Annotated in this window: 12 protein-coding genes and 2 pseudogenes; 12 read left to right on the top strand and 2 right to left on the bottom strand. The window is 37.2% G+C overall.

All coding sequences use genetic code 11. The features are described from left to right. Nucleotides 1-58 precede the first annotated feature (58 nt). A complete protein-coding gene (locus J2X61_RS35650; protein WP_310195175.1) occupies nt 59-1912 on the top strand; it encodes a TniQ family protein in 1854 nt (617 codons plus the stop codon). A 173-nt stretch (nt 1913-2085) separates the two neighbouring features. On the opposite strand, the gene J2X61_RS35645 is transcribed toward J2X61_RS35650, so the two are convergent. Next, nucleotides 2086-2331 carry a helix-turn-helix domain-containing protein gene (locus J2X61_RS35645; RefSeq protein WP_310195172.1) on the bottom strand — a complete coding sequence of 82 codons (246 nt, stop codon included), beginning with the start codon at nt 2329-2331 and terminating at the stop codon, nt 2086-2088. A 313-nt stretch (nt 2332-2644) separates the two neighbouring features. Between J2X61_RS35645 and J2X61_RS35640 the strand changes: the two genes are divergently transcribed. The 9 genes and pseudogenes from J2X61_RS35640 to J2X61_RS35600 all read left to right on the top strand — a co-directional run bounded on the left by J2X61_RS35640 (nt 2645) and on the right by J2X61_RS35600 (nt 9964). Beyond that, nucleotides 2645-3292, top strand: coding sequence for a TnsA endonuclease N-terminal domain-containing protein (locus J2X61_RS35640; protein WP_310195169.1), 648 nt, complete (start codon nt 2645-2647; stop codon nt 3290-3292). A gap of 3 nt (nt 3293-3295) precedes the next feature. Continuing rightward, entirely contained in the window at nt 3296-3472 is a 177-nt protein-coding gene (locus J2X61_RS35635; RefSeq protein WP_310195166.1) for a hypothetical protein, read from the top strand. After that, nucleotides 3459-5525: a Mu transposase C-terminal domain-containing protein gene (locus J2X61_RS35630; RefSeq protein WP_310195164.1), complete on the top strand. Its 2067-nt coding sequence runs from the start codon at nt 3459-3461 to the stop codon at nt 5523-5525. The genes J2X61_RS35635 and J2X61_RS35630 overlap by 14 nt, the downstream gene beginning before the upstream one ends. Continuing rightward, nucleotides 5526-6503, top strand: a complete 978-nt coding sequence (locus J2X61_RS35625; protein ID WP_310195161.1) for a TniB family NTP-binding protein — start codon at nt 5526-5528, stop codon at nt 6501-6503. It abuts the gene before it with no gap. Between the two features lie 66 nt (nt 6504-6569). Next, entirely contained in the window at nt 6570-6914 is a 345-nt protein-coding gene (locus tag J2X61_RS35620; RefSeq protein ID WP_310195156.1) for a hypothetical protein, read from the top strand. Nucleotides 6915-6972: 58 nt separating this feature from the next. Beyond that, nucleotides 6973-7225: pseudogene (locus J2X61_RS35615) on the top strand (sigma factor-like helix-turn-helix DNA-binding protein); the annotation flags it as partial. Nucleotides 7226-7297: 72 nt separating this feature from the next. Continuing rightward, nucleotides 7298-7963, top strand: a pseudogene (locus J2X61_RS35610) (ABC transporter ATP-binding protein). An 856-nt stretch (nt 7964-8819) separates the two neighbouring features. Beyond that, nucleotides 8820-9026: a helix-turn-helix domain-containing protein gene (locus J2X61_RS35605; RefSeq protein WP_310195154.1), complete on the top strand. Its 207-nt coding sequence runs from the start codon at nt 8820-8822 to the stop codon at nt 9024-9026. A gap of 95 nt (nt 9027-9121) precedes the next feature. Continuing rightward, the gene (locus J2X61_RS35600) at nt 9122-9964 is read left to right on the top strand and encodes a tyrosine-type recombinase/integrase (protein WP_310195151.1); all 843 of its coding nucleotides are present in this window, start codon (nt 9122-9124) and stop codon (nt 9962-9964) included. Nucleotides 9965-10338: 374 nt separating this feature from the next. Here the strand turns inward: J2X61_RS35600 and J2X61_RS35595 are convergent, their stop codons facing one another. Continuing rightward, nucleotides 10339-11331, bottom strand: a complete 993-nt coding sequence (locus tag J2X61_RS35595) for a DUF3231 family protein (RefSeq protein ID WP_310195148.1) — start codon at nt 11329-11331, stop codon at nt 10339-10341. Between the two features lie 380 nt (nt 11332-11711). On the opposite strand from J2X61_RS35595, the gene J2X61_RS35590 reads away from it, so the two are divergent. Both J2X61_RS35590 and J2X61_RS35585 read left to right on the top strand, forming a co-directional pair. Then, entirely contained in the window at nt 11712-12305 is a 594-nt protein-coding gene (locus tag J2X61_RS35590) for a hypothetical protein (protein WP_310195146.1), read from the top strand. 116 nt (nt 12306-12421) lie between these two features. Further along, nucleotides 12422-12652, top strand: a complete 231-nt coding sequence (locus J2X61_RS35585) for a hypothetical protein (RefSeq protein ID WP_310195142.1) — start codon at nt 12422-12424, stop codon at nt 12650-12652. The last annotated feature ends 180 nt before the right edge of the window (nt 12653-12832 follow it).

The following is a 12832-nucleotide window of genomic DNA, read 5'->3' as shown; positions in this document are numbered from 1 at the left end:
TGTAAACATAAAAGCTACTAATAGAGTTCAATTTTAGTAATTTAAGGAGGTTATTGATTTGCTAAGAATCCTAAGGAGGCCAGATCCAAATTTAGATGAAAGCCTAAGAGGCTATTTAGCAAGACTAGCAAGTGTTAATAATATCACTACTATGGAATTATACAAGGAATTGGGTTTGAATTCTGGAAGACATCAAATGAATGTATTTATGCTGAAGAAGGCCTTTTCTTTAGACGAAATCGCAATGAAATTACAAAAACAAGTAAAAATATTATATGAATTAACATTTCATAAAAAATTCCTTTGTTTTACTGGTAAGGAGGAAATTGTTAATTATATCGGGAGAATGGGGATTAATTGCGGCGGAACGAAGGTGTGCCCATTATGTTTAAAAGAATCACCTCATTTTCGTAAGGTATGGGACATTAACTTAGTAACTGTATGTCCAAATCATAACATTCTATTAAATGCTGCATGCTCTAATTGCGATCGAGAAATTAGAATAGATAATAAAGTTTTTTTAAGGTGTAAATGTGGATTGGATTATATTAAATTGACTACTCAAGTAGTAGATAATTGTGAATGTTATTTTGCTGAACAAGTGAATTCTGTTCTTTCAGGGGCAAGTATAAATATGAATTCTGATTTAAAAACCTTCAATTTTGCTGATCTAGTTTATCTGATTATGCGATTGGCAAATGTCATATCATCAATTCGATTTGAGGAGTATTTACAATTTAGAAGTAAGGAAATATTAAAACTGCATCAAATTATTCAAAATACGGTAAGGATATTTATTGGTTGGCCAAATAACTTTTTTTCTTTTTTGGATGAATTAATGACACTAGAAAAACAAAAAAAATATGATCATTATAAAAATTCTTTTAGACGATTATTCAAATTGTTTTATTATGAATTAATAAATTCAAATTACGATTTTATCAGAAATCAATTCGAATCCTTTATAGTTAATAACTGGAAAGAGGGCTTAATGCCATATAATACACTCGTTAAAATATCTGCTAATAATTCCAGAACTATTTTGGCAGGGGGTTATGCAGGGAAAATCCTTAGAATGTCATTAAGAGGTATTGTCTCACTTATTGAAAAAGGAGATATTGAAGGGATTGTAAGTGTCACAAAAAAGCATAAGACTGTATTAGTTCGAAGAGAATCTCTCGAAAAATATCAAAATAAAAGAGAAACCTATATGACCAAAGAGGAGATGATGAGATTTCTCCAAGTAAATCAGAAGGTTGCAGAGAGATTAATTTCTAGTGGAATCATTTCTGGAAACATAACTAGTTATGGGAAGAAAATTTGGTTATTATCTAAAAATGACATTAGGGATTTCTATCAAACATTTTATAATAACTCTAACAACAACCAAATCGATATGAGAGATATTATCTCATTCCGGGATTCAGTTCGTATATTAGGTTTGAACCGTATAAAAGTAGAAGAGCTGTATTACGCGGTTAAAAACAAGAAAATAACTCCTATATTTATAGGGGGAAACGGATTTGAAATGAATAGTTTTTATTTTAAAGTCCAACAGATAAAAAATAAATCATTATTCATCGAAAAAATGATATCGGTTAGAAGGGCTTCTTCAATCTTAAAAACCAGTCCATTATATATAATGTCGTGGATTAAACGAGGTTTCATCAAGGCGTCTACGACTAAGGGGAATCATACTCGAATAAATTTAGAAGAACTTTTTAGATTTCAAAATAAATATATTACTCTAAAAGAAATAATGAAAATAAAGGAAATCAATACTTTAAAATTATTAGAAGAGTTCGAGAGAATCAATATTAAGGCATTAACTGGCCCACAGGTGGATGGTGGGAAGGGGTATCTCTTTTTACGAGCTGATTTTGCAAAACTAAACTTATTCCTAGAGGAATAGGTTTTATGACATTAAGTTCCTAGATCGAATAAATAAAAACACAACAATTCCAAAAATGACTAAATACATTAACTCCTCCATTCTGTGGGGGATTTAACTTTACAAATATATTAGTAAATCAAATTAGTAATATATTACTCAAACCAATTAACTAATATATAACTTACTTAATATTATAATCTATTCTCTGGTAATAGATCGTAAATTGAGACTTTAAGTACATAAGAGATTTGATATAATGATTGAATTGTAACTTTTTGTATTCCATTTTCTATATTTGCAATTGAAGATCTTGAGAGACTTACTTTAGTACCAAACTCAGTCTGTGTTAGTCCCCGTTTACGTCTAGCAACTTTTACTCGTTTCCCAATCTCTTGAAATATTAAATCCTCAGCTCTCCGAAAATTTAAGTTTGTCATTTCCAACACTCCTTGCGTTCTTTTATTTATATTATTTCCAATCTATAAATCTTTAAAACTACTTTTATTCTGTTTCTAATAGAATATGTTTTTGTGTTAGTTGTTATTCATAATTCTTGTATATTATTTAGTTATCTAATTAGTTATCTAATTAGTTAATTGATTATTTAGAATGGATTTTTAGAGTATACATATTAATTTTGTTAGGGAGTGTTTATTAAATTAATCAATTGGAAATGAATGATAGAGAACATACTCTAGCTTCGAATATAAAAGCTGGGTCTAGTTAAAAAGGCTTATAAGGAGGTGAACTATGCCATCTAGAAGAATCGGCCCTAAAAAAGGCGTTAACAGAAGGTGTCTGGTTTCACATAATTCAGACGCCGACGCAATGAGTTTTGGTGAAAGCTTGTTAGAACGAGATTTTATCAAATTCTGTAACTGTATCCCTAATGTAATGAAGGTGGAGTATCAACCTCGCTGTTTGGCGTATAACTACAACGGAAAAAGGAGGAGATATTTTCCTGATTTTTTGATCTCAACAAGAGATGGTAATAAGATCTTGGTTGAAGTAAAACCTTCGAACAGATTGGATGATGAAGAAAATCTGATTAAGTTCAAAGTAGGGGAAATGTTTTGTGAGCAAAAAGGGTGGACCTTTAAGGTAATAAGTGATAGTGACTTATATCGCGGTCATCTAAAACATAATGTTAATTTATTGCTGGAAGTTCAGCGAATTAATATTGAAACTGAAGACCTATTTATTATTTACCAAATGATTCAGAATTTTGGCCCTTTAAGAATCAAAGATCTACATAATGCATTCTCGGAATTGGATACAGGAGTAATTAATGCTTCAGTATATAAACTCCTTCTTAATCAATTGTGTAAGACAGATTTAATAAATCAGCTTCTAACAGAAGTTTCTATTATTGAAGTTAATGAAAAAAAGGAGTGGTGAAAATTGGATGTAAACGTACAGTTTGTGCAATTAGACGTTGTTTTAAGTAATAATGAATGCCCTAGTTTAATACTGGTATTTGATCAGTATTCACGTTTAATCATCGGTTCGGAGCTGCCGCTAAAAGATAACATAAAAGAAATCATGACAAGGGGAAGTGAAGATAATGTCACTTCATGACTTTTCACATGGTGCTATGTTTCTTCTGCAAGGCAAGGAATATGTTGTTAAGAAATCCGGATCCACGGAGGTAGTATTAGAAAACATTCAGTACGGATTACGAGAAAACTATCTGCTCGATGAGCTCCTTAATGCATGGAGATTGGGAGAACTTCACTTTAAATTAGCTTCGGATAACAAAGTGGAGGAAATTGAATATGAGTTCGAACTCGTACCAGAAAAACAAAAGGTTGAAGCCATACGACGATATGCTATTCTCGAGCCTTTCATAAAAGGGGAGAAGATTTATGCTGATTTGGAGGCTCATTTAATTGAGCATAACATTTCGCAAGGGACCTTCTATAATTGGTTTCGAATTTGGTTGAAGTATCGTGACATAAGGCATCTAATACCAATTAATCGAGGTCCTAGGAAAGCAACATCAGATGCAACTGTGGTTTTAATTGCTGCAGAAGTAATTAATGAAATGGCTTACGAAGGAGTGAAGATTTCGGTTCGCAAGATGTATAGAGAGCTAGGCCTCCGAATAAAAGAAGTAAATGAATTTCGATCTAACGAGGACAAGTTAGAAGAAATCTCAATGACTACTTTTTGGAGGATCTATCGAGCTGAAAAGGATCTTCACAAGCAAAACACTATAAAACATGGTAAGCAGAAAGCAGATTTGATCCGCAAAGGATCAAGAGGTAGGATACATACCGAAAGAATCTTAGAACGTGTGGAGATTGATTGGACACAAGCCGATATTCTATTGGTGAATCCGATCACATTGAAAAGGCAACGGCCCTGGCTTGTTTATGCAATTGATGTACATTCAGGGCAACCTTTAGGTTTTCATACAACATTTGAAGTTCCTGATACTGCTGCAATTAAACAATGCTTGCTTCACTGCTTCTTACCAAAAACATATATAAAAGAGGTATATCCATTAATTCAAAGGGAATGGGCGGCTTACGGGATTCCTAAGGAAATTATTTTGGATAATGCTACTGTAAATGAATCCTATGACTTGCGGGATGTTTGTCGCATTTATGGGATTGATATTCAATATTGTAGTATTGCTTCTGGTCATCAAAAAGGTACCATTGAACGTGCTTTCAGAAGTTTAAATCAGAAGTTAATTCATGCATCCCCAGGAACTACGTTTTCAAACCCCTACGAGAGAGCGGAGTATGATTCGGAAGGAGAGGCATGCATTACCCTCCAAGCTTTTAATTATTTAGTTCATATTGCGTTGGTAGATATGATTTCACATGACTGGAGGCATTCGGTTACTCGTTCAGGTGTACCACATGTATTATGGCAAAAAAGTCTTGCAGAGAATCCACACTTAAAACTTGCGATTCCTCGTAATTTAAAGGAATTAAAAATTGTAATGGGCTCCGGACTTGAGTTCAGTAAGATTACTAATAAAGGGATTACTCTCAAAGGAGTTAATTTTCAAAGTGGATCTTTAGCAGATCTTCGTTATGAATTAGATAAATTGAATAGAGCTAAGGAAGAGGTTCGAGTTAGATATGATATAGATGATCTACGTGTAATCTACATCCGTGATCCAATTAACGAAACTTATGTTGAGGCATATCCTGACGAAGATATTCTTGTTGATAAAAAGATTAGACTTGATCTCCCAGTACCATTTTATCAAATACAACTTCGATCTGTGGAAAAAAGTGGGGAGCTTACGCAGCATCATAAAGACAATGATGATTATGTAGGCAAGGCCGAAAGAGCTGTTGCTTCTATTATTAAACAGCAGCAGAAGGATATGTCCAAGGGTTATCCAGAAACATTGGCAGAGATAAAATCGCAATTGCTTGAGTTCACAGAGCTTGGCGAAAGCTTAGACAAACTAAACTTCCCGGCTGATATTACATCAATTAACTCGATTGAAGAAGTAGAGGAGCCACAAATAAACAAACCGAAGCGACCTACAACTAAAAATGAGAAAATTAATACTGAAGAATCAGGTTCCGTGGATAATGATTCCGAGAAAAATGAAGATCAAGATGAGATACCAACATTTAAAAGTGCTGTTAAGGGGGTTAGCTAAATGGAAGGCTTTTACGATGACTTTGAAATTGATCCTGTGCTCTTAGAGAAGCAAAGGGAAGCTATGGAGAAGGTGAAAAATATTATTATTTTTCACCCTCTTTTCAAAAGTATTTACCAAGAAATGCTTAAGTGTCATATGTTGTCTAAAAATTCTACAAAACCAGAATGCCTCTGCATTCTGGGGGAATCTGGGGCTGGTAAGACAACAGTGCTAGAACACTATCGAGATAAGTTTCCTCGAAGGGAGGAGAAGGATGGGTCTACAATTCCAGTACTACTTGTTGAACTTCCATCAGGGGCAAAACCCAAAGACGTTGCATCGAAAATTCTGTTTGAAATGGGAGACCCTTTCTTTGATAAGGGAACAGAGAAAACTATGAAAGTGCGTATTGTAGATTATATCGATAAATGTGGTGTGCAACTTCTCATTCTGGACGAATTTAACCACTTAATCGATAGTGATACAAAACGTGTTCTTCAGAAGGTTGCAGATTGGATAAAAGGACTCGCGAATACTGTGAAGATCCCCATCATTTTATCTGGTGTGCCTGCTGCCGAAAGGATTTTTAAAGTAAATATCCAGTTGGATACACGCTTTACGAATAGGCAGAGATTAAAACCATTCAAGTTCGATAAAAACTTTCGTGGGTTACTGAAGGGGATTGATGAAGAACACCCTTTCACAGAATCCTCTCACCTTTCGGATCCCAAAATGGCAGAAAAACTCTATTATGCAACAAGAGGAAATATGCGTATTCTGATGCGGTTAATCGAAAGTGCCACCTACGAGGCAGTAGCGGCGGACAGGAATAAGCTGACTGAAGATGACTTGTTTGTTGCCTTTAGTGGAATCGAACTCTCAGCTAGACCGCATGCTGTTAATCCGTTTAATAATGCCTCCTTTAATTTCAAAGTAGCTATTGCCGAAGAGAAGAAAAAGATGAAAAAGGATGATGAAGATGAGTCCACGTCTTGAAGACGACGGGCATGTGAGGAGAGAAATTTCAATTCTCTCCTTCTTCATTTCGAAGGGAGATAAAACATGGAAGAAATAGTTTCGTGGGTAGAAAATAACATTCGAGTACTCAAATGTTTAATTGAGCGGAATAAGAAATATAGTGACTATCCATTTACAAGCGATACTGCTCATTATTACAAACTAATGCTCTTACATAAAGAGCTGGAGTGTATGATGCATTTTAATGATGTCCTAGAACGATTTAAATTAAAACGTCCTACACCAAATGAAAGAAAAAGTGAGTACTTCGAGGAACTCATCAAATTTGAAAGGAAGCAAATGCCGGGGTTTATTACTGTTAAAACTGAAGAAGAGTTAATGGAGTATATTAAACAGTTAGAATGGGAGATAGATATTCAAACTGTTTAAAAAGGTGTACTAGCTAGTTGCTCACACGTTAAAAATTCCAAAAAGCGAAGATCTCTAAGACCAGATCTCGAGCGGAACGATCTGTTTGATCATAGTAATTGAGTCGTTCTCGCCGACCAAGGGGACGAAGCTGACGACATTCGCAATATTGGATGAACGCGAGTAGTAGTCATTGTCGGGCGATTCTGTTTGGAGCGGAACGGACGCAGAGGTAAATTGCGAAGGAGCTGGGGATTAGTCGTTCCTATGTATCACGGATTGAAAAGCGGGCGCTCATGAAGCTGTATCATGAGTTTTATAAGGTGAAGCGAAAAGGTCGGTCTGGCGGGTCAGGTGAAACGCGTACTTCATTTATTTGGTTTCAGATAATGGAAGCGAAGCGTATGACCTTAATCCAATTGCAGCATGTGAGCAAGAATTATGTAATGGGTGGAGAAACAATTCATGCGCTAGATGATGTCACGTTAGAGATTGACCTCGGCGAGTTCGTGGCGATTATGGGTCCGTCGGGGTTAGGAAAGTCGACGCTGATGAACATTTTGGGGTACTTGGACGTTGCGGATCGTGGGGCGTATGTACTGGATGGGAAGGCGATTAATCAGCTGAAGGATTCTCAACTGGCTGAAATAAGGAACCGGAAGATTGGCTTTGTCTTCCAGAGCTTTAACCTGCTTCCTCGTTTAACCGCATACGAGAATGCAGAGCTACAGAGCTACCACTAATTTACCGGGGCATGAGCAAGAAAGAGCGGTAGCCGCTAGTGATGCAGGCACTCGAAGCGGTGGATCTTGTGGACCGCAGGCGGCACTTGCCGTCCGGGCTGTCCGGAGGACAGCAGCAGCGGGCTGCGATTGCGCTGACGCTGGCCGGTGGATCCGGCGCTTATCCTGGCGGATGATCCGACTGGGGCGCTGGATTCGAATACGGGTACGGAGATACTGGAGATCTTCAAGAGATTGAATGAACTGATTACGCACGATCTTGCGATTGCGCGGCAGGCGAAGCGGGTTGTGCATTTTCGAGATGGGAAGTTGAGTGAAGTTGGATAGGATGAGGAGTGGGATCCCGTTGGGGTTTCGCTCCTTTTAATTTTGTGGTTTTTCATTACAAAACTTCTGCTCGAGCTCAATGCCACCTTAATTACAGGTGAAATATTAATAAATTCAGCTATTTTGTGGATATCTTTATTTGAGCTATTCAGCTACAACTGGATGCGGTTGATCTATTGGACCGCAGGCGGCATCTGCTGTCCGGCAAGCAGCAACAGCGGGCTGCGATTGCGCTGACGCTGGCCTGAGAACCGGCGATTATCCTGGCGGATAAGTCGACGAGAGCGCTGGACTCCAAGACGGGTACGGAGATTTTAATATATTCAAGGTTTTAAATGAGCTGGGCAGGACGATTGTGCTGACTACGTACGATCTGGGGATTGCGCAGCAGGCGAAGCGGTTGTGTATTTTCGGGATGGAAGGTTGAGTGAGATTGGATAGATGAGAGCCGGAGCTCCGTAGGGTTTCGTTATTTTTTGGTTGCATAACTACAATATATAACATAGTAAACGGAATTGATTATAAAAGTTAAATTTATCGGTATTCAATAGAAAACAAGGAGCAAAACAGAAGAACGTAATTTATCTCATTGTTGATCCGGGAAAATAAAGATCGTTAGTGGAAAATAGAGTTCGTTAATGGAAAATAAAGTTCGTTAGTCGTTTTAACTTTTGTAAACACGTGCTTTTTGTGGTCAAATCGAGGGTGAATATTGAATTTTAATAATAAATTACTCAGATTTTTAGTTTTTTTTAACGGTTTGAGTCCAATGAAGTAATTAAAAAGTCCAATTCCAAAAAAGATATATAAGGGATTTTTATAAGTAAATTGTAAAAGGGTGGAGGAGAGCAGTGATATGAGGATCATGGCTAAGACCGATTCGTTTGTGAAGGCTCGAATAATCAAAGGGTTCTCCCAGAGGGAGCTGGCAAAACACTCGGGTTTAAGTCATTCCTATATCAACTTGCTAGAAAGATCATTGAAGTCAGTGGGGCCAGCGACTGCAAAGAAATTGAGTGACTTGTTGGGGAAGGATTTGGAGGAAGTTTTTCGGATTGATTAATGGTAGTAAATCGAGAAACTTAGTTCAAAGCAACAGATTAAAACCTCTCATTAGAAGAAACCCTAGATTTAATAGGACTAATGGGAGGTTTTATTATGAATATAAGTCAATTGTGGAAGCTATATGAAGCCGATAAGCGGATCCAGGGATTCAGTACAAATACACTAAAAGCCTACGCCCTGCAGCTAAAAATGCTGGTTAATGAAATTGGCGATATTCATATTTCAGATGTTACCCTACAGCTGTTAAAGGAATACTTATCGAAACAGTCTGATCGACTGAAGCCAAGTAGTTTAGGGCATCGTATCCGCTTTGTTAGATCCTTGTTTCGCTTTGCATACGAGGAAACCTACCTAACATCAAACCCCTCTCTTAAATTAAGAGAACCTAAGATGGAGAAACGTATTCCTAAGTATTTAATTGAGGAAGATGTGGTCCATTTAAAGATCTCTTGTCTATCCATTCGGGAACGTGCTCTTCTTGAGTTCCTGTATACTACCGGTTGCCGAGTTGGAGAAATACAAAAGATAAACATTGAAGATTTGAACTGGGAGAATTGCTCTGCCATCGTTAATGGCAAGGGATCTAAACAGAGAGAAGTTTATTTCACTACAGAGTGCAAGGTATGGTTGAAAAAGTATATTACAAGTCGCAAGGACTCCTGCAAAGCTTTGTTTGTTACCGACACTCATCCTACTCGTCGAATGGCCATTCCTACGATCAGGTGGTCATTAAAACGGATTGCAGATCGGGGAGAAGTCACAGCCAATGTATACCCTCATCGGTTTCGCCATACTTATGCGTGTCAGTTGTTGGACAACGGAGCTCCTTTGGATTTTATTCAGGGTATGCTAGGGCATGAGAAAGCATCGACCACTCAAATATATGCCCAGCTTCGCGGCGAGCGCCGAAGGGAACTTTATCGTCGGTTCTTTTAGAATTTCTTTGCACTTCAGTAATGATGGTTTTCAGAATATGAGCCCCTTTACTAAACTAACGGGCAGTTTAATGGAATAATATGTATGGTACATTGGTGTTCTGGAGGTGTATTCATGCAAAAGGCAATTGTAGTTCATTATTATAACGATAAAAAGAATAACTATCCTGGGAGCAACTCGCTACACGGCAGCTGCTCCCAGGTTTAAATTAATGGTGATTAATTGCTGAATTCTTTTAAAGGAGCTGTAGGTTCTTGAACTATTCTATACACTGCTTCAAAAAAAGGAACAGCTACCGGCCCGCGGTATTCTGCTCCCTTATTTTGAAAATCATACCACATTAGTCGAGCGAACACGGCTTTTTGGTTAAGCACTTATTTGTTTAATAATTTACTACGATCAACTGTTTCTGGTGGTTTTTCTAACCATCCGTTTTCAATCATGAGATTTGCGCCATCTTCCACATATAGCATTACGTCCGATTGGCATTTCAAAAATAAAGCACCAATATCTATTCTTCCGTTTAGCGATAAGCCATTGGCATATTCCCTAATTTTGACATTGAACATGTCAACTTTGTGAAAAACCATCAGCTTGTCAGAAAATGGTGAGATTGAGGAAGAAGTCACCAAATGATCTTTTAGTGTCGGGTAAGGCAATCCATCCTGAGACAATTTTTCTGTTAACAATTCGATGTGCTTTTGATTAATATTCTTTCCGCGCTCTAGAAATGTTCTTACCTTGCTGTCATTTGTTACTTGAGCAAACCCTATAATAAGTGCTTTACTAGTGATATCGTTATTCAAATTTCCGAAGATATGCGCAATTTCCAATCCTTGTAGGGGTCTACCTTCTTGGAAAAAAGAGCCTAAAAACTTTTGGCTATGAACAAAATCAACTTTTTCGGGGGGCTGAATAACAGGCGAATTCATAAGCTCATTCTTCTTTTCTGAAACCACCGCAACCACGGACTGCAATTTCATTGTATCTTCAACGCATTTGATAAAAAAATCCCGAATATCTCTTCTTGTTACCAATGGTACAGCAATTGAATAGAGACTCATACCACCTTTGCTCGCATACTTTAAATAATGAAGGTAAAACTCATCAATAAATAAACGAGGTGCTTTCAAGTCCACGTCACTATCAGTAAACCCAATAGGTATAGGAAAGTCTGCTTGATTAAAGAAAAGCTTAATCGTTTGGATATAATTATTGCTTAAATCTAATGCATATTCTAAAACTGCTTTAATCTCGGGATCATCTACATGCTTTAGATAATAACTGAGCACGCACTTTCCCATTGTGTTTCCAACATAAGTCGCCCAAAGTTTCCCCATTTCAGTTCCTGTGAGCACTGACTTCATAATGCATAGACCTCTTTTCTAGAGTTAAAAGGTGTAAAAGCTATTATTAATCTTACCCAGTGAGACATACAATATGTATAATTATGTGTGATAGATCAATCACGAGATGATAGCAGCGGTCCACGAACGGCTGCCGTTGTCCATTAAAGTAACGGGCAGGTTTGCATGGAAGAATATTCCTTTACAAAACCCATATTGTGGTATTATTTTCTAGAGCGGGGGGGGGATAAACTACATGGCTGAGCAAGGAGTTTTAGTAAATGTGGGACTTCTGGAACTATATTTAATTGTAACCGTTTCAGGAAAGGGAGTTATCTCCCACACAGCTCTTTCCTAAGAGGTGGTATACTTTACAGTTAGTTATAGATGGGGGCGGCAAGATGGGGGTAAATTTCACAGCAACTTTTCAACATTCATTTGACTTCAAATCAATTGAGAAATTCAAAGAAGAGCTCGTTAAAGGTGATAGGTTTCATAATACTGTTCAATGCATTTTACAAGTGAATGAACATAACCCACACCTTAGAAAGGACTGGTCAATAAATCGTGAACGAATAATTGAATCAATGAACTTCGGTCCATTTGATCCAATCATAATTGGAGATGAAGAATATATTGAGGTCTACGGTCCTGGAGGCTTTGACTTCACTTTTAATAAAAATATATGTGAATTTAACCCATGTTTTAGGTGGTACAGTTTTTTAGTTAATCCGAACTTACAACAAGAACTTAGAAATATCTGCAAAGAAATTGCTGATTACTTTGGCTTCAACTTTTCAATCTATATTGGTGATAGTTACTGTACACTAGATTATGTTTTTGAAGGTCGTGATATGGATTATTTTAAAGAAGCTGTTAAGAGAAGATTTGGTGAATCAACGGAGACACTTAAAGAACTTCTAGAGAGAGCTGATAAAGCGGGTAATTCAGGTGGGTACTACATAGATAATTTTCCCGATCTTACGAACAAATGAACTGACCACAATGTAAAAAATTGATTCAACAAACGGCGAAAGATAGCACAACAAAACTTTCGTCAGAAAATCAAGGCTGGAAGTAGATAAATTTAATACGGGAGAGACAAGGGAAATTGAAAAAAAGATTTTCGGTTGGCAAAGCGGAGTGGTCAGATACAAGAGAAGAACAGTATAGAAAAGACAGTCTAGATATTGCTTTTGGATTTGGCGATACATTGGAAACCAGAGATGGTACAGTTTATATAATTAAAAATGATGTTGAGATTGAGATTTCGAAACCCAATAAAGTGAAAACTTATTGGTATGAGACATGGCTAAAGGTAAAAAGTTTCTACGGAGTCTAACACGATTCAACTAACGGGACACGATAGTTTAAAAGTAAGGGAGTAGATTGCCGTGGCTGGCAGCTGCTCCTTGTTTTATTGGAAGTAACGGGCAGCATTCCTATTATGAGGAAATACGAGATTTGAGAAATAAAAAGACTCCTTGGTATGATGTTTAGGGATCCCTGATGCTGGCCAGCG

Source organism: Bacillus sp. 3255 (genome assembly GCF_031456485.1).
Taxonomy (GTDB): Bacteria; Bacillota; Bacilli; order Paenibacillales; family NBRC-103111; genus Paenibacillus_E.
Note: the sequence above shows the minus strand (reverse complement) of the source record. Positions and strands in the feature narration are given on the sequence as shown.

What these genes read in the sequence shown, in the direction of transcription:
- J2X61_RS35605 (WP_310195154.1), top strand. Translation starts at nt 8,820, where the DNA reads ATGAGGATCATGGCTAAGACCGATTCGTTTGTGAAGGCTCGAATAATC.
- J2X61_RS35600 (WP_310195151.1), top strand. Translation starts at nt 9,122, where the DNA reads ATGAATATAAGTCAATTGTGGAAGCTATATGAAGCCGATAAGCGGATC.
- J2X61_RS35630 (WP_310195164.1), top strand. Translation starts at nt 3,459, where the DNA reads ATGTCACTTCATGACTTTTCACATGGTGCTATGTTTCTTCTGCAAGGC.
- J2X61_RS35620 (WP_310195156.1), top strand. Translation starts at nt 6,570, where the DNA reads ATGGAAGAAATAGTTTCGTGGGTAGAAAATAACATTCGAGTACTCAAA.
- J2X61_RS35595 (WP_310195148.1), bottom strand. Translation starts at nt 11,331, where the DNA reads ATGAAGTCAGTGCTCACAGGAACTGAAATGGGGAAACTTTGGGCGACT.
- J2X61_RS35625 (WP_310195161.1), top strand. Translation starts at nt 5,526, where the DNA reads ATGGAAGGCTTTTACGATGACTTTGAAATTGATCCTGTGCTCTTAGAG.
- J2X61_RS35645 (WP_310195172.1), bottom strand. Translation starts at nt 2,331, where the DNA reads ATGACAAACTTAAATTTTCGGAGAGCTGAGGATTTAATATTTCAAGAG.
- J2X61_RS35640 (WP_310195169.1), top strand. Translation starts at nt 2,645, where the DNA reads ATGCCATCTAGAAGAATCGGCCCTAAAAAAGGCGTTAACAGAAGGTGT.
- J2X61_RS35590 (WP_310195146.1), top strand. Translation starts at nt 11,712, where the DNA reads ATGGGGGTAAATTTCACAGCAACTTTTCAACATTCATTTGACTTCAAA.